Source organism: Flavobacterium sp. (assembly GCF_027531905.1).
In the GTDB taxonomy this organism is placed as follows: Bacteria; Bacteroidota; Bacteroidia; order Flavobacteriales; family Flavobacteriaceae; genus Flavobacterium.
The window spans coordinates 1-22,983 of sequence record NZ_JAPZSU010000039.1; the positions used below are offsets into that span (position 1 = coordinate 1).

Consider the following 22,983-nt stretch of genomic DNA (forward strand, 5'->3'; position numbering starts at 1 on the left):
TTGAAATTCTATGGCGAAGAATAAAATATAAATGGTTAGATTTTGATGCTTATAAATCATTCGAAAACCTCAAAGAAAAATTAAATTTTGTCCTGACTAATTTTGGAACTAAATACGACATTAAATTTTAACCATTACTTATGTAGCAAAAAAAAAAGTTAAATACAAAAAAAAATAGTACAAAACTAAAATTTTTATTTATCATTTAGTCAACAAATAACAGAATAAAGCGTGTATTTTTTATTATTCATATCTAAATTTTAAAGAATCTATATTTTTTTATTAAAATTTTTATAAAATAAACAAACTACTTATTGAGAAATTAAAAAGTATTTAATTTTAAAAAATAAAAATAAAAATTTATGAAAAAAGCTAATTTGATACTCGTTATTGTACTTGTAATGATGATCAGCTCCTGTTCTAAAAATGATAGTGATACAGATTATACTCCAATTGACTACTATCCGAATGTTACCAAAACATTTTCAGGAAAAATTGATTTAACTAAATTACTTAATTATCAAAATCAAGCGGTTCCGTCTTACATTAACAAAGATAATACCAATGGTAACCCAATTACTGATAAAGGAGCAACTTTAGGAAGGGTACTTTTTTATGATAAAAACTTATCAGCCAACAATACCGTTTCTTGTTCGTCTTGTCATAAACAATCCGTTGCTTTTGGTGATGATGCCGTTGCAAGTAAAGGCATTAATGGAACAACCACAAGGCATTCGATGCGACTAATCAATTCGAGATTTTCAAATGAAAGTAAATTCTTTTGGGATGAAAGAGCTTCAACTTTAGAAAATCAAACATCAAGACCTATACAAGATCATATCGAAATGGGATTTAGTGGCACCAACGGAGATGGAAATTTCGCGAGCTTGATTACCAAATTACAGAACATTGGGTATTACAAAGAATTATTTCAATTTGTATATGGTTCTGAAGAAATTACTGAAACTAAAATTCAATTAGCTCTGGCGCAGTTTATTAGAAGCATTCAATCCTTCGATTCCAAATATGATGTTGGAAGAGCTACAGTAAATAATGAAAATCAAAACTTTAGCAACTTTACAGCTGAAGAAAATCAAGGTAAAAACTTATTTTTAACTCCTCCGGTTTTTGATGCTACAGGCAATAGAACAGCGGGAGGATTTGGTTGTGCTGGTTGCCATGCTGCTCCTGAATTTAGCATTGACCCTAACTCTAGAAACAATGGAATAATTGGTGTTTTGAACGGAACAGGTATTGATATCACCAATACAAAAGCTCCTTCATTGCGAGACTTACTAAATGCTAGAGGCGAGCCCAACGGCCCCATGATGCACACTGGTAGTTTGGCAACTTTACAAAATGCAATTGCACATTATGGAACAATAACTTTAGCTCCCGGTAATACCAATTTAGATCAGCGTTTACGTCCAAATGGTTTTGGTCAAAAATTGAACTTAACTACCACAGAAATAAGTGCTCTAACGGCTTTCATCAAAACCTTAACTGGAAATGCTGTGTACACTGATGCTAAATGGTCTTCTCCATTTTAATCAAGATTTGAGATTAGAAATTAACTTCAACTAATAAAAGTTGCTAATCCTATTTTTGATAGTTTAAATGTACATTTAAGTTCAATCAATAAAATACTGAGCTTGCGTCTATTTCAGATTTTAAATACATCAAGTAGTATAATTTCAAAATAGACGTAAGTTCTTTTTTTTAATATTCCAGTCTTTTCAATAAGCTAATGCGACATCTGGGCTCAATACAATGCTTAAAAAGCTTTTTTTACACTTAAAAATTTACTTCTAATAACCTGTTGGTCAAAATAATTATTTACCTCATAAATTTTATAGTTTTTTAAAAGAAATGGTTTCTACTAGTTAAATGAAAAACTTAAGCCAATAAAGGTTACTACTTTAAAACCAACCCATTATTTCAAAAAAATCAGTGAATCATTTTCAGAAATCATCCGAAATATGACAATTTTTTCACAATACAATATTCAATAAGTTTTTGTACTTAAAAACTTTACTCTTGTCACACTAATACTGCTTCTCATACCATTTTATTAAAACCCTCTGGCCAGTCGGTGTAATTTTAATACCGAAAACAAACTACTGTTTTTATTCCAATAAAAATATATGGCTACTCAAAATGACATTATAGTTGGATTTGCGCTATATCAAGGCTGTACCCTAGTTGATTTTGCTGGAGCGACTCAAGTTTTTAGTGCTTGTGATGGATTTAAACCCCTTTGGTTAGCCAATGAAGAAACCATTACAACAACCGAAGGAATTACGGTAGTTCCTAATTTCACTTTTTCTAACGCTCCAGAAGTAGCTATTCTTTTTATTCCTGGTGGTGGACAAGAGGGAGTAATTAGTACAATGCAAAATCAAATTTATTTGAATTTTATCAAAAAAATTGCAGAAACTACACTCTGGAATGATTCTGTTTGTACTGGCGCTTTCATTCTTGCTGCAGCAGGAATTTTAAAAAATTGTTTGGCCACCACATATTGGTCACAAATTCCAACCTTAGGATTATTATCCAACCACTTACAATTAAAAATTCCACCTAGCTATCCTCGGTTTTCAATAGATGTGGAGCGCAAAATATTTACTGGAGGCGGTATTTCTTCCTCATTAGATCTTGCGCTAGAAATGGTACTAATTCTCAAAGGCTTAGAAGCTGCTCAAACCGCACAATTATTCATTCAATACCAACCTAATCCTCCTGTTGATGCTGGTGATCCAGATCATGCACCGCAATACATCACAGACAAGTTGAGAAAAGAGGACCAAAGCTTTTCGGATGCTTTAGCGCTTCAAATAAAGAAAATCATTAACTAACCACTTCAAGATATGAGAAAAAAAATCACTCCAAAATTAGGTTCGGGAGTATGGACCTTCAGAAGTCTACTGAACAATCTTGATTTAACTGCTACTTTCAACACCCTTGAATTTGGAAGAGGCAATCTTCAAATAACAACAACAGAGGATGGAAGTTTAGTTTGTAAAATAATTGATAGTGGCTGGGAACTAAAGCTTAAAGAGTATTATCATTATGAAAATCCAGCTTGTCTATGGTTTCAAGGAACAGGAATGATTGGAGGATCAATATGGGTCTATGACTACTTCTGTTATGTCGTTCCTCAAACTCCAAACAATAAAAATAAAATTCAGCATTGGTCAGAAGCGTTACCCGAGCAATTACTCATCAAGATGGTCAATGAAACGCAGGTTGTACAGGTGTAGCTTTTTCTTTTACTGTTGTAGTGCAACCCGAAAACAAATAGTAAGTGTAACTAAAAAAAATGGATTATGAATGAAACTTTTTCTAAATCAAACACTTGTTGTTGTCACAATAAAAAAAAGGATGAAATTAAAAAAGAAATACTCAATCGAGACAAACCCAACTTTAGATTTAAATCTTTGTCTTCTGCCACTTTGAGTGTTCTTATTGCCTTCTTCCCAAAATGCCCAATTTGTTGGGCCTGTTATATGAGTTTATTTGGCTTTTTAGGCTTAACTCAATTGCCTTATATGCCTTGGTTACTTTCTATATTACTCTTGTTTTTGGGTATCTATCTAATAATTCTTTATAGAAAATCTCCAAAAAATGGTTACATCCCTTTTCATTTAAGTCTTGCTGGTGTAATTCTTCTCCTCATTGGAAAACTATTTTTTCCTCTCGAAGAATGGATTGCTCTACTGGGTATGATTTTTATTATCTCAAGTTCTTTATGGTTAAGCTTTGGTGTACAAATTATAAGATATTTTCTCGCTAAGCAAAACAAAAATCTCAAATCAATAAACTAATCTCAAATAAAATGACTACTACAAATCCAACAAGAGTGCGAAAATCAATTCTAGAAATCCAAAGAGATTACGAGAACGGTAATACAACAGAGTTAGAAAACCTAATGACGGCTTGGGCTGGGATCAAAGCCTTAGACCCAAGCGACCTTAACTCCTTCTTTGTAATTGGAGGCTACCATGGAGAGCCGTTTAGAGGAGCAGGTTATGGAAACAGTCAATGGTGGGGCGGATGGTGCAATCATGGTAATGTTTTGTTTCCAACTTGGCATAGAATGTACTTAGTGCGTTTGGAACAAGCCTTGCAAAGTATTCCAGGTTGCGAAAATGTAATGCTACCTTATTGGGATGAAACAGATGAGTATTCCTTAAAGTATGGAATTCCGAGTTGTTTGACTGATGATACCTTTACCTATACTGATGGTACAGTAATAAAAAACCCATTAGTATCCTTTACATTTCCTGTAACCATAACCGATAATGTTTCCTCAGATCAATCAAATGGGGGTGGTTTGTACACTAAAACAGTAGGCTATACTACTGTAAGATATCCTTATTCTGGTTTAGTTGGTAATCCTGAAGATCAGAAACAAACTGCCATTCATAACGCTCAATGGTCAACATCGGCAGAAGGAAATAAGGTATTGAATCAAAACATAGTGAATTGGCTCAATCTTTCTGTTGTTCCTATTGCACCAGACGGCGTAAACCATACCCACCCTACCATTTTTCCTGCGGGTATTTACCAAGCGTATAAAGATTGCTTAAACGCCCCCAACTACACTGTTTTCTCTAACACCACCTCAAGTCAAGCTTATAATGATTTGCTTCCTTCTGGAGCCGTTCCTGTTATGCCATTAGAACAACCGCACAATGATATTCACTTAGCTGTTGGAGGAGCAGATATCACAACTGTTCCTGGGCAAAATTTTGACGCTTCGCCAATTGTTGGAGCAAATGGAGATATGGGCGAAAATGATACAGCAGGACTAGATCCTATTTTCTTTTTCCATCATTGTAATGTAGACCGGATGTTTTGGGTTTGGCAGAAAAAAACCGGAAACCTTGACACTTTAGAGGTGATCCCGGAATATCCAGGAACCAATTCTGTGGATAGTCAGGGGCCAACGCCTGGTGTATCAGGAAACGTATGGCTTTCTATGGATTCTCCATTAATGCCCTTTACAGATATTTATGGTAATCCCTATAATTCTACCCATGTTGTGAATATAGAAAAACAACTCAACTACACCTACTCCATCGGTTCTTTGGATCAGCTGTTCTGGCCCGAAATTCCAACAAATGAAGTACAGCTCATGAAATCTTCTGATACAAATAGCACTAAAACATTAATAGTTTCAGGAGCCAATAAAGCGGCCATTAGTGGATCATTTATTATAGCTGCGCATGCAACTGTAAATGGTGAAAAACATTTGGTTGGCGTAAAATCAGTATTGAGTAGAAATGCTATTCAAGGTTGTGCCAATTGTCAGACTCATTTGGGAGTAAAAGCGCATTTTAGTCTCAACTATTTATCTCCAGAAATCGTCGCAAATGAAGCAGTAGAATTCACTGCCGAAGTTATTGGCCACAGACCTTCAAATGCCGGAAACACACTAAAAATGGATACTGTGCCAAATAAATCTTTAAAAACAAGCATTAGATAACTCATAAACTAAAAATTGCCACAAATGAAAAACTCACAAACAAAAATTGTCGTTGGATTTCTTCTAACCACAGGATTAATCCTTTTGGGATGTAAAAAAAATGCCGACATCGAAGCCAGTTACCTACCTTTAGATGTACAAAAAACATGTACTGTTTCTAAAGCTGATTTTGACACTTGGTTTGCCAATGGTAAAGCCACCGAAAACGGATTAGTTTCTCCCGCCAATAGCGTAACTTTTCCTCATCAAAACAATTGCGATTTTTACAAATGGTCTCACCAAATGTTTCTTTGGATTACCTCACCTGCATCAGGTAGTTATGGAAATAGCGGTACGATTATGGAATCTCCAGTTTTTTACAATGTTTCGCCTCCTTATGATGTAAGCAAACAAAACCCTCATGGTCTTCGAAGATTGGTGCCACACAAACCAGGAGAATTGCTGAGAGTAACTCCTCATATCAGCCAAAATGGTCCGAATAGACTTCCAGTAATTATGGATAAGCAAGGACGAATGTTTGAAGTGGAAACTAGTCAAGACAACGAAACTACTTTTCTAAAAAATGCCAAAAACGAATTAGTTGCCATCAAAAGTTTGGTCAGAAACGAAAAAAGAGGTATTGATTTTTTAGATGCTAAAGGAAAAGTCATTGAAGGCCCTAAAGCAGTAATCAAAAGCAAAATCAATCCTAATCGTATCGTTCATAGCTTCAAACTTGGAAAAACACAAATTTTCCTAGACGCTTCTGGAAATCAAATCGAAACAGAGCAAGGACAAGCTGGATCCAACGGCGTTTTGATGGCAGAGAACAAATCATTGGTGTACTACATTACTATGGTAAATGATGTGTATGCCTATTATCTAAGCGGTGTCAACGAGGGAAAACTGAATAATTCTCAATTTCCAACGACACAAAAAGAGCTTAATAGTATTTTAGCTTACGCGAAAGCAAAAGGATTACCCAATCCACCAGATGCCAATGCCTTAGCAATGGAATTAAAAACCTCTTGGGTTGAAACCACCAACCTGCCTAATGCCAAAAGTTATGTTACCATCAAGGCAATTATTCCAACCTACAACAAATCCAATCCAAATAAATGGGTAGTAAACGGGGAAAGAACCGCAACTTTGGCTTTGGTAGGAATGCACGTTGTAGGCAGTGTAGCTGGGCATCCAGAAATGATTTGGGCTACTTTTGAACATCAAAAAAACACACCAAACGAGGCTTATTCTTATAAAGATACCAAAGGACAAATCAAAGAAGTGCCAGCTGATAAAGGAACAGGATGGTTGTTTAATGCAAATGCTTCTGATCAAGGAGCTAAACAAAACCTTAAAAACATGAAGGTTAAAGGGGATACCATTTTAATCATTAATCCAGAAATCTATAGCCCAGGCGCCAGAAGAATAATGGCTTGGGGAAGCGCTTCCAACACCGTGCCTAATCCAGAAGACAAAACTCCTGCTGATGCTAATAGTCAGGTTATTTCTATCAACAACGACATTCGTAGTTTATTGGTAGGCAACGACATCCGTAAAAATTATCTTTTGATTGGTGCTACATGGACTTCAGGAGGCAATGCACCAAACGGCGCAAGTTATCCTTATGCGCCACAAGTAGATAACAAAACCCCGATCGACTCGATACCAACACCAACTCCACTTGGAGATGCCATTGGTACCGCACAATTGTCTAACAGTACAATGGAAACGTACGTGCAATCACCATCTTCTGCATCGACTTCGGCGAATTCTATTTCTTGTTTTTCGTGTCACAACAACAATAATGGCTTGGCTCCTGGTGACCTTAGTCACATTTTTGAAGAAACAAAAACCATTTTACCTATCATAAATACCAAAGGAAAAAAATAAACCAAAACCCAAACCCAAAAACGCGCTACACGACTCATACTGCTGAGTGTGTGGCGCGTTTTGTTATTGTTAGAGAATTTAAAAAGCAAGTTACTTTTCTACTTCTTTCTGAGCGTTAAGGCTATAATAACTTGTCAAGTTCAGCATAAAATTAAAACAAACCTCGCTTAAATATCCTTAAAACGAGGTTGTTTTTTTATGTGTATCATTAAATTTTACTTTTTTAAGAGAGTTGTGCAACAGCTACGTATGTTGTCCGATGTTTTTTTATTTAGATAAAAGTTCAGTTTGAAAATTTAGTAAATCTTTCTTAATTAAAAAATATCCTCTTGAAATTAGATAACTATAATCATTAATGGATTTAAAAAGAATTTGTAATTCATAATCGATATATTCATCGTTTGCAAAATACACCCAATTCTCTTTTAAATATTTATCAAAATTTTCTTTAATCAATTCCGTTAATTCTGATTTGTAAAGTTCATTTTCTAAAATAATTGAAATTTCTTTTTTTAGTTCCGTTTCCAATTTTTTAAGACTTTTGAAATTGGATTTTATTTGCTCAAATGGTGTTACATTACTAACAAATTCTGTTGCATTTAGCAAATTAATATATAGTTCAGATTTTTGGTCATGTTCTTTATCATTTTTAAAGAATGCAATGTATTTTGATTTTAGCTCTGTTTCTAATCCTTTTTCTTTCGCTAAATAATAAAAATGAGAATAAATACCGATATCATTATTAGTTATTTCAACTTTCAAATTTTCTATTTCTTTTTCGATTTTCGGAATTAATAAGCTAGTTTCATTTGCTTTAAATTTTTGGCCATCATAATCAAATGTTTTTATAGAAAAAACTTTTTTCTCAATATTTGACAAAGTATTTTTGTCATTTTCTAGCGCAATAAAATCATAAATCATATCTATCTTTTCTTTATTGAAAAACATTTCTACATTATGATTTGTATTTGAAGATTCTATATCTTTTATCTCGAAATAATTTGGGTTTTTATTGTCATAGTAACCATTATAAACTTTGTTAAAAGTATTTTTTTCATAGTTCTCAATATATTCAGTTTTGAAATCATCAATTTTTAAAGATAATAATTCATCTGGGTTTTCAACGAATGAAAACAATTTACTTGTCAAGTTTTGTTGAAGTGTTTCTATGGAAAGAAACAAAGAATTTGCAGATTCTTGATTTGAAATTTCTCTACTTATATTTAATCTTTCAAGATTTGAAATTCTCTCATCAGTACTTGGATGAGAAGCCCATTGATCTTTTATGATTAGTTTAGATTTATTAAATTTACTTAAATCCAAAGAAGAAACTAATGGTAAATCATTCTTAAATGCCAATTGACTTTCGTTTGCTAAAAAGGTCAAAACAAAATTTTGTTCTTTGTATATGTTTTCACTTTTTATGTTTTCCGATAATTTGTTTTCATAAAAGTTAATCACTGAATTATATGAGTGGTCTGCTAAATCCATTCTTAACAATGATTCTTTGAGAGGTAAAAAACCTGCAACATTTGCAGCAACTTCATCAGCGTGAAATTCCATTTCTCTTGAAAGTGCTAGATAGTTGATATTTATGTAATCATACATTTTTTTTAAAATCCATTGTATTGCTTCAATAATCCTAACTGCAATAACAACAAAAATTGAAAAATACCCACTTACATTTGCCCATTTTTGAATCATTTTATCAAAGGACTCATTATCAAAAAGCATATTAAAGATTACTTGATTTACATTATAAACATAACTTCCAACCTTCATACTTTTTTGTGAAAAATGACCAAATTCGTGAGCCATAATCGCTTTGAATTCTTGTTCAGTAACTGTGTTTACAAGCCCTAAACCAATTTGTAAGTTTTTCTTAATTGGAAAAAACATACTCCAAAAACTTGAATCATAAAATACACTTGCGTTGACATCCTTAGATAAATATATTTTTTTTGGAAAATCTGTTTCAACTTCCTTAACTATATCACTTATAAATCTAAATAACTTAGGTTCGGTTTGTTCTGTTATTTCCGTCAAATGACTTCTGTCAATTTTGTGCTTTTTGAAAATAAATTTGAATAGAAACGCAAGTATAAAAAAACCTAAACTTGCTAAACCAATACCTAAACCAAGAGTAATTGCCATTGGTTTTGCTGCAATAATATAAATTCCTCCTATAACGCTTACTATTGTTAAACCTATTGCTAAAAATAAAAGCAAAATATAAACAATTAAAAATAAAGCAATTGAAATAATTGCTTTCGTTGTCATTTTTTTAAAATTATTCGAAACTTCAATATTCATTTTTCTATTTTTTCTTTTTTTTGGTAAAATATAGCATAACTAATATAATCTACCTACAAATTTTCAAAATGCATCATCAAATTTGGTTAAATAATAAAAGTTTAGGAGTTTCTCAAATATAAACATTTTAGTAAAAAACATACAATTTTTCTGAATTTTAATTAAGAAATATATTCCAAATTCCAAAAAACATGCTACTCAACTAAAAATCCTGAGTTTGTAGCATTGTTCTCATTAAGAGTTTGTTTTAAGGGACAAATTGAATGGCAATTAAAATCACAAACTGAGTTGTGACAATAATTTGATAATATTACGTAAATTTAGAGCTAAATTAACATAACTAAAAATAGAAAACATGAAAAACAATTTTTGGATTTACATGATCATTTCGTGTTTGGGATTAACAAGTTGCAAAAAAGAAGGAGACAAGTCAAAAGCAATTGAAGAAAAACCTTTACAAGTAACCTGTTACCAAGCGGTGTATGAAAAGGACACAGTCACTTTAAAACTTAACACCTTAAAAGATGGAACTATCACCGGAAATATGGTGATGAAGGAATTAGATTCTCCCATTAAAGATGGAACCATCGAAGGGAAATTTAGCGGAGACACCTTGCTTGTTGATTACAGCTATGTGGTAGGTACAACTGACAAAACAATCTTTAAAAACCCACTGGCTTTACTCAAAAAGGAAAAAGAACTCATTCTCGGTAATGGCAAAATAGAAACGTATCTAGGAAAAACCTATTTTGTTAAAGGTCAACCTATCGATTATGAAAAGGTAAAATATAAATTCTCTGAAACGGGTTGTAAAGAATAATTAGCACAAAAAGGAGATACTTTCTCCTTTTTTTATTTATAAAAAACGTCGTAGGCAAATCGGACTAGCGTACCAATGACTACCACTAGAAAAAAGATGCGGATAAAACTATTGCCTTTATTGATAGCCAATTTGGCGCCCAACCATCCACCGAGCGCATTGCTAGCCGCCATAGGAATCGCAATGGCCCAAATGATTTTGCCTTTGAGCATAAACAAGCAAATCGAACCAAAATTGGTCGCAAGGTTGACCATTTTCGCATTCGCGGAAGCGTGCAAAAAGTCGAAACCCATAATGGCAATAAAAGCCACAACCAAGAAACTTCCCGTGCCAGGACCAATGAATCCGTCGTACAGACCCACTACAAAACTAATGGTAACAGCATTGATTACTTGGCGTTGAGGGGAAATATTCTTTTCTATTTGCTGTCCGAAATTCTTCTTGGCATAAGTGTAAACCACCAAAAACGAGAGCACGACCAACAAAAGCGGTTTCATAAAATCATTGCTCACATAGGTCAGCAAAGTCGACCCCAAAAACGCGGACGGAAATGCCAAAAGCATCATAATTCCGAGTAGTTTCCAGTTTAAATCCACTTTTTTCAAGTACTGAAACGCAGCGAAAGAGGTGCCGCTAAAGGCGGGTACTTTTAAGGTTCCAATTACGGTTGCGACAGGAAGACTGGGCAACAAAATGAGTCCGACAGGTGTTTGAATGAGTCCACCTCCTCCTACTATAGCATCTATAAATCCCGCGGCAAAAGCGGCTAAGCAAAGCAAAAGAATGATGGTACTATCCATTGTGCGGTGGTTGTTTATTGGTTGCGGCAAAAATAGGAGTATCAAATGATTTTGAGTATCAATTGAGGAAGATTTTTTTTTTAAACAAAAAGAATTAACTTAACCACAAAGGCCACTAAGATTTACACTAAGTCCACAATGGCAACTATATAGCTTTGTGTTACTTGGTGCCTTCTTTGTGTTCTTAGTGGTAAAAAAAATTAACCGCAAAGGGAGCAAAAAAAATAAAAACATATAAGTCATAACAGTTTTTTAAATTAACCATTTATTTTGAACCATAAAAGACAAATAAGGCCATAGAAGTAACTATCTTTGAAAATCTTTGGAATTTGCGTTTTCTATTTAACCACAAAGAGCACAAAGGTTTACGCAAGGGTCGCAAAGAAAGCGATATAACTTTGTGTTACTTCTTGGTACAACTTAACCACAAAGGACACTAAGATTTACACTAAGTCCACAATGACAATTATAAAACCCGATAGGTTAACAGATTAAACAGTTAAACGATTAAACAATTCTAATTCAAAAAAGTTTATTTTTGTGCCCCAAACCCAATTATACAATGGACGCAACAAGAATTATTGAACTAGCTAGTTACACTTTACCCTCACTAATTACTGGAGTGGTGGCCTATCAATTTTTTAATTTACATACCAAAGACGAGGCAGGACGTCGTCGTTTTTTATTGCATAGAGAAGCTCAAAAAACGGCTTTACCTTTACGTTTACAAGCGTATGAGCGTATGACTTTGTTCTTGGAACGCATCAGTTTGAATCAGTTATTAATTCGTATTGCTCCTATTTCGACCATAAAAACGGATTATGAACAATTGATTATTGCGCATATCGAACAAGAATTTGAGCATAATTTGACCCAACAAGTGTATATGTCGGATGAATGTTGGAGCATCATTTTAACCGCCAAAAACGCAACGATTCAAATGATCCGAATGGCTGCCAAAAAAGAAACCGTAGAAAACGCCAATCAAATGCGTGAGTTGATTTTGAATGATTTGTTAGAAAAACAATCACCTAGTAACGCGGCTTTATCGTTTATCAAACAAGAAGTAAGTGATTTATGGTAATTGCTTTCGGTTAACAATTGTGAGTAGTTGATTCTTGTACCATTCGATTACTCACAACTGTTAGCTACTACTATTTCTCCACTAATAATCGGTTAAGTTGGAATTTTTCGTTCTCATTTAACTCAGGTAAAAGTTCCTCAAAACCTACCCTATACTTGGGATCTTTTAGTAATTTACGAATACTGTCTCTTGCGAATTTAGAAAACTGCCATAAATGATGCGTGGTGGCATTGACTAAATTATGCAACACTTCGGGAGTTACAATCTGAAAGCCAATCAAACTTTCCAACGCATTCTGACGCGTACTTGCTTCAAAATCAAGAGAAGAATACTGAATCAATTCTTTTGCCAAAGCAGCAGTATCTGCGCTGTAATTGGGTGTATTCAAAGCCAAAGCTAGCCACGTAATTCTCAAATTATAGTCGTTAAAACCGATCCATTTTTTGGATTGATCCAAATAACGAATTCGGTCATTCTCGAAACTGTTCCATAATTGAAACAAAGCTATTTCTTGCGTTTGATAAGAAGCATCAGTTAGCAAGGTTTCATAATCGGCTTTAAACGCTTCTGGAACTTTAGGAAATAAATTCGCGATTTTCTGTCGGAGAGACCAATTTTTCGTTGCCATAGCCACAGCTAACAACTCTTTTATATCGCTGTACGACTCTTTTCGAAGCTGAAAAATAACACTTTCTTTGACCGTATAATAAACATCCGATTGTAAAATTTTCATCAAAAAATTTTTCTTTTCCGCCAATGGAGTGTTGCGATATTGGTCTAGTTCTAATTGCACTTTTATAACTGAATTTTTACAAAGTAAATCATTAGCTTCTAAGGTATTGAACTTAATATCTTCAAGCCATACTTTAGAAAATAATTTCGTGTCAAAAGCGGCAACTTTTTCAACTTCCACAAAAAAATCATTGGTATTTACCGATTGAAAAGCGTGTTTCTTGAAGTAGTTTTTTATGGCTTTTTTGAAAGCATTATCGCCAATTTTTTGATGCAACACAAATAAAGTCCAAGCCCCTTTTTCGTAGAAGGTTAAAGAACTCGCTTTTGCATTCAACACCGGAATGGTATCAGTACGAGAGGCAAATTTGAGCTGCTGCGCTTTTTCATATAAATAACTGTAAAAATAATCTTCTCCGTACAATTCCTTTTCAGCCAACAAAGCATAATACGTTGCAAAACCTTCTTGTAACCAATGGTGTTTTCCACTCTCGGCAGTTATCAAATCACCAAACCACTGATGTGCCAATTCGTGCGCATTGACATTCGTATATTTTCGGTCAGTAAACCCAACTGAATCCACCACATAACGACTCGAAAAAGTCGTAGACGAGGTATTCTCCATTCCTGCATACAAAAAATCTCTAACGGGCACCTGCTTGTAATTTTCCCAAGGGTATTTCACACCGATTTCTTTTTCCAAAAAATTAAAAATAGCCTCCGAATGGCGATAGGTTGATTCAAAAAACGCTGCATCTTTGGGTTCATAATACCATTCTAAAGGCACGCCAGAACTGGATTGTTGCGTTTTTTTATCAAATTTACCAATAGCCATCATCAACAAGTACGAACTCATAGGCTTTTGCATTCTGTAGCGCCAGTAAGTGTTATTGCCATTAGTTATTTTCTCTTTCAAGGTTCCATTGGCAATGACTTGATAGTTTTTATCAAAGACAATCTCCAAGTTAAAAACCACTTTTTCATTCACATCATCAAAACTCGGAAACCAATGGCTAGTATATTTCCCTTGACCCTGCGTCCAAATTTGCAAATTGGCATTCGCCTCAGAACCTATAAAGTATAAAGTTTGCTTGGGTTTGGCTTCATAAGAAAACTGCACCCATTTTTTGCCTTTTTTAAACGGATGAATCAATAAGAGTTGTTTTCCGTTGGTGGTAAAAGAAACTGGTTTGTCGTTCAATTTTACATTGGTAAACTGCATATTTTGCGCATCAATCTTAATCGTATCGATGGGTTGCAAGACATTAAAATGATAAGTAATAGTCCCCGCAATCGTTTTGTCTTTTGGATTAATAAACAATTGCCCATTCGCGGTTTTAAAGTCAACCGATTGCGTTTGTTGTGCAAAAATAAATGAGGTTAAAAAGAGAAAAATATATTTCATCTAAGCAGATTTTCGATAGGATTTGAATTTCAAAGTTACAACAGGGCGTCCGCTTTTAAAAATATCCGCCACGAATTCACTAATAAATCCTGAATTATTAATGTTAATGTTGATTGATTAAGTACAAATAAAAAAATAACCACATAGAATCATATGATTAAAGCAAATTAACATAGAGAAAAAAAGAAATAGCACTATTTCTCACAATAGATGAGCTATGTGAATAGTAAAACGTCTATTTGTTTCTTTTAATGAACTATAAATTCTATGATTCTATGTGGTAAAAAATATTTTCACCCAACGGGTTGTAATAGAATTCGAGTAATTTGATTTTAATCTTAAAAAATTAGTGGCTATTGGTGTAATTCGTGGCTACTTCCTTAATTTTACAACTTACAAAACAAACCCCAATTGAAAACAAAAGCTTTATTTAACTGGAGCAGCGGCAAAGACTCCGCGCTTGCTTTATACAAAACACTACAAAATCCAGAGTTCGAAATCGACTGTCTTTTGACGAGTGTCAACCAAAAATTCCAACGCGTTTCTATGCACGGTCTTCGTGTTGAATTGCTGCACTCACAAGCTGAAAGCATCGGCTTACCGCTCGAAATCGTCGAAATTCCAGAAATGCCCACGATGGAAGTTTACGAAAATGCCTTAGCCGCAACCTTAACACAACTCAAAACCAGAGGTATCACCCACTCGATTTTTGGCGATATTTTCCTCGAAGATTTACGCCAATACCGCGAGGACAAACTCGCCACGATGGACATGAAAGGCGTTTTTCCGTTGTGGAAAATCCCCACACGAGACCTGATTCAAGAATTTATCGCTTTAGGTTTCAAAACCATCGTCATTTGTGTCAACGAGCGCTATTTGGACCAAAGTTTTGTGGGACGCATCATTGACCAAGATTTTATCAATGATTTACCAGCAAACGTTGATGTTTGCGGCGAAAACGGCGAATTTCACACCTTTACTTTCGACGGCCCATTGTTCAAAAAGCCTATAGATTTTGAAATCGGCGAAATTGTCTACCGAAAATACGAAAAACCAGCCACCACCGATACTTCCGATACCGCCTGCGACACCAGCGCCTCAGATGCCTTCGATTACGGCTTTTGGTATTGCGATTTAATCCCTAAATAAGCATTGCATTAGGAGCAGGAAAAATGGGGCTTTTTAGCCATCAAAGGTCCCGTGATTCGCTATATCTTTGCTTTTCTAAAGAAAAAAAGCAAAGGATGCCGCTACTCCCCTACCGTCTGGACACATCTTTTGATAGACCACAGATGACACAGATTGAACGGATTTAAACCAATAAATTTGTTGTCTTTTAAAAAAATGTGTTGAAAAAACATTAAGTTTTATAAATAATATTATCAATATACAACCAAAAATCGGCGATAATCTGCGTGCCATTTTAACATAAAAATATTTGTGTCCAGACGGTAGGCTACTCCCGGGGCTAAAAGGCTACATCCGTACTTTTTGGACAAAAAACCGAAGTTCGATTCCTTCTTTCAAAAATTCAAAATCTATACTAGTTTCAGCAAAACAACTAAATCTTTGCAATTATAACCCAATGTGCTAAATACAAATAAAAAAATAACTAACCACATAGAATCATAGATTAAAGCAAATCAACATAGAAAAAATAGAAATAGCACTATTTCTCACATAGATGACTATGTGAATAGTAAAACGTCTATTTGCTTCTCTTAAAAGCTACAATTTCTATGCTTCTATGTGGTAAAACAATTGCACCCAACACGTTAATTTGGTAAAAAAAAGAGAACAATAAAGCAAAAGCCTTAAAGTTCTCTCGAATGCGTCATAATTGAAATTAACCAAAAAATCAAATTATAAACAATGTAAGCTGTAGCCCAAAGTAGTCATTGTTGTAACAATTGTATCCTACTACAAACTGCATCTTATTCATTAGACTACCCTAATCAAAAAAAGTTACATCAATTACTATATTTTTTTCGTTCCTCAAATAGTTGGAGCAACTGAGTCACTGTATTCCAGTTTCTTATGGTAGCAATGACGTTTAATTTTTTTTCAATATATTTTTGATCGAATCTCGTTTTTCCGGCGCCTACAGCGTATTTAATGTAAATTCTGTTAGTGTCAATTTGCGCTTCATCGGGTTTTACTTGACTCATTTTTAAATCATTGATACTATCACTTTTCAGCGCAATCGAAACAAAAGCCACATACAATTTTTTAAAATCCACTTCTTTTTCCTTCAAAAAAGAATTATTAGCAAAACAAGCTTCCAAATCACTTTGGGCAATCACCACCACGGGAACTTCGTGACCAAAAGCCTTGAATATTTCCTGCTTGATTTTAAAACCAACAGCAGCAGCATTTTCTTCTTCACTATCCACAAAAACATTTCCGGACTGAATATAGGTTTGTACATTCTTAAAACCAACAGATTCAAGAGTAATCTTCAAAACCTCCATTTTGATCATATTGTGCCCCGATACATTAATACCTCGGAGAAGCGCTAAGTGTGTTGTCATTATTTTTTTTGAATTAAATTTTAACCTTTACCACTACTTTTTTTACTTTCGAAACCACTCCAGCCTTTACACAAGGACGGTGCAAATCTTCAGGAAAAAACAAGGTAAACATCCCCTCTTCTACTCGCAATAACGAAGTGTCACCTTCATAAAAGGTATAATCCTTTTCTAGATCTTCTTCCACCATTTTCTGGTTAGTCAAAGGCGCAAAACCCATCAACTCCACCCCACTGATTACATACTGAATATCAATGTATTGATGATGACCTTCTAGCACACATTCGGATTCGTCTTTGGTATCATATTCTTGCACAATCGCAACTATTTTATCCGAATCAATTTCGTGCTTTCCAGATTCAATAGCCTTTAAATCGGTGGTGGTTATAAACTCAAATCCTTTGGATAATCGTTTGGTAAGCTGACTATATAGTCTGTAATTTTCAATTTTATCAATTACCATTTATTTTAATTTTAATGATTGTACCTTTTTCTGGTATTTTGCTAAATTAAGGTTTCTTTTTTTTTAAAGCATTCTTTTATAGTAACTCTTGATTAAAAACCTAGCCAATTTAAAGCAACTAATTAGTTTCCCGTTATTTGATTTTTATAGCATAATTTTGTATGGTTTTGTATGATCTGTTTTTCACAATTATTCGATAATTACCTTTTTCAAGTATTAAGTCGATATTTTGTTTTTTGTCTGTAATTTCTACTACATCTGCAGGAACACCGTTTTGGTCAAATTCATTATCATGATAAGCAAAAACCAAAACTGGAAATGTTGCAATAGCTTGAGTCGGAACTGTAAATGGTTTTCTCATTCCTTCTAGTTTTAGCCAATCGGGTCTTTCGTTTGTATAAGTACTTATGGGAAAAATAAGTGTGCAATCGGCTCTTTTAGTATTGATTTTTCCATTATAAATTTCACCTTTTGCATTTAGCATGACAGAAGGTTTCTTGATATTTGCCAATTGAATATAGGGCGAATTAAATTTTAAATCCCCTTTTTCAGAACCTGGAATTTGATCAATGGTAAACGGATTTACACCTGTTAAGTCATTAACCCTAGCAGCCATTGCTTTCTCCCATTGTTTTATCCCTGGAATCCCTTCATTTAGATGATCATAACCACAGTGAATTAAAAATTTTGCATTAGGATTTTGAATCATTATTCTAGCAATGTTTTCGGCTTGACCAATTTCCCTATCCTTCCCGGTTTTGTAATTTCCATTATCATATTCGAATAAAGTAAAGCCAATTTTTATGGCTTCTCTAATTAAGTTGGCACTCTGAGATTCATTGGTGTATGCTATTCCTGCTTCTTGAATCATAAATTTTCTTTCATTCAATAAGGAGTCTTGTATCATTTCCATACCCAAAAAACGATAACCATTTTTATACAAGCCTTTTAACAAAGAAGTAGTGAATACTCTATGTCTGGAATTATTGTGGGCTTCATTTAGTATGATTAATTTTTCATTCTTCGAGCGATTTAAAATATACTTTTTTGCATCTTGGGGCTTAAAACTTTTAAAATAAGCGCTATCTTGAGCTGTGATGGAAGGGATTTTAGACATTGTTTTATCCCATGTTTGCAGTGCCTTTTTATAATTTCCAGATATGGAATAATATGTTGCACCATATTGAAATCTCCATGACACAGTATCTTTTTCCATATACAACTCTATATCGTCCGAGAATTTATAATTTTCTTTAGTTATTTGAGCATTTATTTCACTATTGAACAAAAGCAGAACAAAGACAATGGTTGAGGCTAGTTTCATTTGGTTGTTTTTTTTAATTGGTAAAAATTATCACATTTTCAAATATAGTACTATTCACACACATATTCCAAGTAAACCCATTTCCAAATCTAGAAACAATCTAGTATCTTCGCTTTGCGAAAAATAATGTAGCACTTTAAAATTCATATCAACTCAAAACCGACAACTCAAAACTGATAACTCAAAACTGATAACTGATAACTGATAACTCAAAAATGACCAACAATCTCCTAGAAACTCCCATTGAATATTTGAAAGGCGTAGGCCCCACTCGCGGGACATTGCTTCGCAAAGAATTGGGTATTCACAAATATGGAGATTTAGTCAATTTTTATCCCAATCGTTACATTGATCGTACTCGATATTACAAAATCAATGAATTGCAAGGCACCACAGCCGAGGTTCAAATCGTTGGCAAAATGATCCACATCAAAACGGTGGAGTTTGGAAAAAATCAAAAACGTTTGGTCGCTACGTTCGTTGACGAGACGGGACAAATGGATTTGAATTGGTTCCAAGGTCACAAATGGATCAAAGAGAGTTTAAAACTCAACGAAATGTGTGTCGTTTTTGGAAAATGTACGCAATATGGCAGTCAGTTTAGCATCGCACATCCCGAAATAGAATTACTCGCTGAGCACCAACAAAGCTTGCGTTCGGCGATGCAACCTGTGTATCCTTCTACCGAAACTTTGGCCAACAGAGGCATCAGCAACAGAGTCATCAACAAAATGATGCAGCAATTGTTTTTGGAAACACAGGCCTTGTTTACCGAAACTTTACCGCATTATTTGCTCGAAGAATTGAAATTGATTCCAAAAAGTGCTGCGTTATTCAACATTCACTTTCCCAAGAGTAGCGAAGTATTAGCCAAAGCGCAATTTCGTCTGAAGTTTGAAGAATTATTCTACATTCAGTTGCAATTGATTACCAAAAATTTGATCCGCAAACACAAAATAAAAGGACATCCCTTTTCAAAAGTAGGCGAATTATTCAACGATTTTTATCAAAATCACCTGCCTTTTGATTTGACAAATGCACAAAAAAGAGTGATCAAAGAAATCCGAACCGATATGGGAAGCAATGCCCAAATGAATCGTCTTCTTCAAGGAGATGTAGGCTCGGGCAAAACGATTGTAGCTTTTATGAGTATGCTTTTGGCTTTAGACAATGGTTTTCAGGCTTGCTTGATGGCACCTACTGAGATTTTGGCTAATCAACATTTTATCGGCCTTTCAGAATTTGCCAACACCTTAAATATCAATATCAAAATTCTAACAGGTTCAACCAAAACTTCAACTCGAAAAATCATTCACGAAGAACTCGAAAATGGCAGTTTACAACTCTTAATTGGTACTCACGCGCTATTGGAAGACAAAGTGCAGTTTCAAAATTTAGGCTTAGCCGTAATCGATGAGCAACATCGTTTTGGCGTTGAACAAAGGTCAAAGTTGTGGAAAAAGAACACCATTCCTCCTCACGTTTTGGTGATGACGGCTACTCCTATTCCGAGAACTTTGGCGATGAGTTTGTATGGCGATTTGGATGTTTCGGTTATTGATGAATTACCTCCTGGCCGAAAACCGATCCAAACCGTGCATCGTTTTGACTCCAACCGTTTGAAAGTTTGGAAATTTATACGAGATGAAATCGCTTTGGGTCGACAGATTTATATTGTGTATCCATTAATTCAGGAATCCGAGAAAATGGATTTTAAAGATTTGATGGACGGTTACGAGAGTATTTCTAGGGATTTCCCTCTACCCGACTATTCCATTTCGATTTTGCACGGAAAAATGAAACCAGCAGAAAAAGATGCCGAAATGAAACGCTTCGCCGAAGGAAAAACAAATATTATGGTAGCCACTACTGTAATTGAAGTGGGTGTCAATGTGCCGAATGCCAGCGTAATGATTATTGAAAGTGCCGAACGCTTTGGACTATCTCAACTTCATCAATTGCGAGGACGTGTAGGTCGTGGTGCGGACCAAAGTTATTGCATCTTGATGACTTCTTACAAACTGAGTAGCGATAGCAAAATCAGAATGGAAACTATGGTTAACAGTAATGACGGATTTGAAATTGCCGAAGTAGATTTGAAATTACGCGGGCCAGGCGATCTTATGGGGACCCAGCAAAGTGGCGTTCTAAATCTTCAAATTGCAGATTTGGTCAAAGACAAAGACATTTTACTTTTGGCCAGAAATTACGCTTTCAAAGTGCTAAATGACGATCCTTCTATGCAAAAACCCGAAAACAATATCCTTAGAATGGTTTTTATCCAACTTACCAAGAAAAAAAATATTTGGAACTATATTAGTTAAATCTAACCCGTTGGGTGAAACTATTTTTTACCACATAGAATCATAGAATTTATAGTTTTTAAAAGAAACAAATAGACGTTTTACTATTCACATAGCTCATCTATTGTGAGAAATAGTGCTATTTCTATTTTTTCTATGTTGATTACTATTAATCTATGACTCTATGTGGTTAAGTTTTTATTTTATTTGAATTTCACCCAACGGGTTAAATCTATTATTAAATTCTCTTTGTTTTTAAGAATTTATGATTTAAAACGAAACGATTCCGAGTTGTTTTATTAATTTGTATGTACAAATGTTAAATTATTTTTTCTTGTTACCGCTTTCTTACAAATGCTTTACTTTTGTTTTTGAACTTTTTTTAAAAACCAATTAAACCATTGGTTATTTCTGATGTCTCATCAAATTAATTAATAAAAAAGTAAGTTTAAAATTCAATTTATCTTACTTTAGAAGGTTAAAAACAAACTGCTTTCCACACCCAAAGAATTACCAAAAAAAATAATAACCTTATGAAAATAAAAAACCTTGTTTACACGCTTTTAGTTCTTATCATTGGAGGTTTTATAGCCTACAGAGTAGTTTCGAATTCTAAAAAAGGAGGAGATTCAAAAGACAAAGGAGGAAAAGACAAACCGATGAACGTAAGTGGAATTGTAATCAAAACACAAGTTTTTGAGAACAACTTATCCCTATCAGGTTCAATAGAAGCTAATGAACAAGTTGAAATTCGAAGTGAAGTTTCTGGAATTGTAGAAGCCATTTCGTTTCAAGAAGGAAGTTTTGTGAATAAAGGCCAAATTTTATTTAAAGTAAATGATTTAGAATTAAAAGCGCAACTCATTCAAGCTACAACCAAAGAAGGTTTGGCAGCAGAAAATGCGAGAAGAGCTAAATTGCTTTTGCAAAAAGAAGCCATCAGCCAAGAAGAAAATGATGTAGCCCGAGCCGAGCACAAATCGACACAAGCTCAAGTACAATTGATTAAAGCCCAAATTGCAAAAACAGCTGTTAGAGCTCCATTTTCTGGTAAAATAGGATTGCGTTCCATCTCTCCCGGAACGTATATTACTCCTACTACTTTGGTAGCCAATTTGGTTAACATCGGGAAATTAAAAATCACCTTTTCGGTTCCAGAAAAATATGCTTCTCAAATCAAGTTAAATACCAACATTTCTTTTACTGTTTCTGGTTCTACTCAAAAACACCATGCTGTTGTTTACGCCATAGAACCCGAAATAGCCACTGCTACACGTACCTTACAAGTTAGAGCCATCACAGATAATAAAGAAGGAAAGATTTTTCCTGGTACTTTTGCCAATGTCGAATTACCTTTAGATGTTATTAATGATGCAATTATAGTCCCTACAGAAGCGATTGTTCCGATTCAAAATGGTAAAAAAGTATTCATTTCCGAAAAAGGAATGGCAAAAGAAGTTAAAGTAGAAGCTTCAACCAGAACGGATGCCTCCATCTTGATTCTTTCAGGATTAAAAGCTGGAGATACATTACTAACCACAGGCGTAATGGCTTTGAAAGATGAAACACCTGTAAAAGTTAAAATTAAGTAGTTTTTTTAGTCCTTAGTGATTAGTCCTTAGTCCTTAGTGATTAGATATTAGTGATGAGATATTTTGATGAGATATTAGTGATGAGTCCTTAGTGATGAGCTAAAGAAATTAGTATTTAGTACTTAGTGAATAGTCATAAACAAGTAAATTGTTAAAAATAAAAGATTATAGATTATAGATTGAAGATTACAGATTACAGATTACAGATTGAAGATTGAAGATTAGAGATTACAGATTAAAAAACCAAGAACCAAGAACC

Annotated in this window: 17 protein-coding genes; 11 read left to right on the forward strand and 6 right to left on the reverse strand. The window is 34.3% G+C overall.

Going from position 1 to position 22,983, the window contains the following annotated elements; translation table 11 throughout:
* Positions 1-362 precede the first annotated feature (362 nt).
* The 6 genes from O9307_RS10315 (at position 363) to O9307_RS10340 (ending at position 7,360) form a co-directional block, all read left to right on the forward strand.
* The gene (locus tag O9307_RS10315; protein WP_298298683.1) at positions 363-1,550 is read left to right on the forward strand and encodes a cytochrome-c peroxidase; all 1,188 of its coding nucleotides are present in this window, start codon (positions 363-365) and stop codon (positions 1,548-1,550) included.
* A gap of 594 nt (positions 1,551-2,144) precedes the next feature.
* On the forward strand, positions 2,145-2,855 hold the full coding sequence (locus tag O9307_RS10320) for a DJ-1/PfpI family protein (RefSeq protein ID WP_298298687.1): 711 nt from the start codon (positions 2,145-2,147) through the stop codon (positions 2,853-2,855).
* A 12-nt stretch (positions 2,856-2,867) separates the two neighbouring features.
* The gene (locus tag O9307_RS10325) at positions 2,868-3,260 is read left to right on the forward strand and encodes a hypothetical protein (RefSeq protein WP_298298690.1); all 393 of its coding nucleotides are present in this window, start codon (positions 2,868-2,870) and stop codon (positions 3,258-3,260) included.
* A 66-nt stretch (positions 3,261-3,326) separates the two neighbouring features.
* Positions 3,327-3,824 (forward strand): hypothetical protein, encoded by a 498-nt coding sequence (locus O9307_RS10330; RefSeq protein WP_298298693.1) that lies wholly within the window; start codon positions 3,327-3,329, stop codon positions 3,822-3,824.
* A gap of 11 nt (positions 3,825-3,835) precedes the next feature.
* A complete protein-coding gene (locus O9307_RS10335; RefSeq protein ID WP_298298696.1) occupies positions 3,836-5,488 on the forward strand; it encodes a tyrosinase family protein in 1,653 nt (550 codons plus the stop codon).
* A gap of 24 nt (positions 5,489-5,512) precedes the next feature.
* A complete protein-coding gene (locus O9307_RS10340) occupies positions 5,513-7,360 on the forward strand; it encodes a hypothetical protein (protein ID WP_298298699.1) in 1,848 nt (615 codons plus the stop codon).
* Positions 7,361-7,627: 267 nt separating this feature from the next.
* Here the strand turns inward: O9307_RS10340 and O9307_RS10345 are convergent, their stop codons facing one another.
* Positions 7,628-9,673 carry a M48 family metallopeptidase gene (locus O9307_RS10345; RefSeq protein WP_298298702.1) on the reverse strand — a complete coding sequence of 682 codons (2,046 nt, stop codon included), beginning with the start codon at positions 9,671-9,673 and terminating at the stop codon, positions 7,628-7,630.
* 355 nt (positions 9,674-10,028) lie between these two features.
* On the opposite strand from O9307_RS10345, the gene O9307_RS10350 reads away from it, so the two are divergent.
* Positions 10,029-10,493, forward strand: a complete 465-nt coding sequence (locus O9307_RS10350) for a hypothetical protein (protein WP_298298705.1) — start codon at positions 10,029-10,031, stop codon at positions 10,491-10,493.
* 32 nt (positions 10,494-10,525) lie between these two features.
* Here the strand turns inward: O9307_RS10350 and O9307_RS10355 are convergent, their stop codons facing one another.
* Complete coding sequence (locus O9307_RS10355; RefSeq protein WP_298298706.1) at positions 10,526-11,293, reverse strand: TSUP family transporter; 768 nt, start codon at positions 11,291-11,293, stop codon at positions 10,526-10,528.
* Positions 11,294-11,855: 562 nt separating this feature from the next.
* Here O9307_RS10355 and O9307_RS10360 point away from each other — a divergent pair.
* Positions 11,856-12,377, forward strand: a complete 522-nt coding sequence (locus tag O9307_RS10360) for a hypothetical protein (RefSeq protein ID WP_298298708.1) — start codon at positions 11,856-11,858, stop codon at positions 12,375-12,377.
* Positions 12,378-12,447: 70 nt separating this feature from the next.
* On the opposite strand, the gene O9307_RS10365 is transcribed toward O9307_RS10360, so the two are convergent.
* Entirely contained in the window at positions 12,448-14,514 is a 2,067-nt protein-coding gene (locus O9307_RS10365; RefSeq protein WP_298298711.1) for a M1 family metallopeptidase, read from the reverse strand.
* 411 nt (positions 14,515-14,925) lie between these two features.
* Between O9307_RS10365 and O9307_RS10370 the strand changes: the two genes are divergently transcribed.
* Entirely contained in the window at positions 14,926-15,663 is a 738-nt protein-coding gene (locus O9307_RS10370; RefSeq protein ID WP_298298714.1) for a diphthine--ammonia ligase, read from the forward strand.
* Positions 15,664-16,484: 821 nt separating this feature from the next.
* Here O9307_RS10370 and O9307_RS10375 read toward each other — a convergent pair.
* The 3 genes from O9307_RS10375 to O9307_RS10385 form a co-directional block, all read right to left on the reverse strand.
* Positions 16,485-17,045: a DUF1697 domain-containing protein gene (locus tag O9307_RS10375; RefSeq protein ID WP_298298717.1), complete on the reverse strand. Its 561-nt coding sequence runs from the start codon at positions 17,043-17,045 to the stop codon at positions 16,485-16,487.
* A gap of 13 nt (positions 17,046-17,058) precedes the next feature.
* Positions 17,059-17,505, reverse strand: coding sequence for a YhcH/YjgK/YiaL family protein (locus tag O9307_RS10380; RefSeq protein ID WP_298298720.1), 447 nt, complete (start codon positions 17,503-17,505; stop codon positions 17,059-17,061).
* A 133-nt stretch (positions 17,506-17,638) separates the two neighbouring features.
* The gene (locus tag O9307_RS10385) at positions 17,639-18,829 is read right to left on the reverse strand and encodes a hypothetical protein (RefSeq protein WP_298298723.1); all 1,191 of its coding nucleotides are present in this window, start codon (positions 18,827-18,829) and stop codon (positions 17,639-17,641) included.
* Between the two features lie 215 nt (positions 18,830-19,044).
* Here O9307_RS10385 and recG point away from each other — a divergent pair, with 215 nt between their 5' ends.
* Both recG and O9307_RS10395 read left to right on the forward strand, forming a co-directional pair.
* Positions 19,045-21,153: an ATP-dependent DNA helicase RecG gene (gene recG / locus O9307_RS10390; protein ID WP_298298726.1), complete on the forward strand. Its 2,109-nt coding sequence runs from the start codon at positions 19,045-19,047 to the stop codon at positions 21,151-21,153.
* A 512-nt stretch (positions 21,154-21,665) separates the two neighbouring features.
* On the forward strand, positions 21,666-22,724 hold the full coding sequence (locus O9307_RS10395; protein WP_298298728.1) for an efflux RND transporter periplasmic adaptor subunit: 1,059 nt from the start codon (positions 21,666-21,668) through the stop codon (positions 22,722-22,724).
* Positions 22,725-22,983 lie beyond the last annotated feature (259 nt).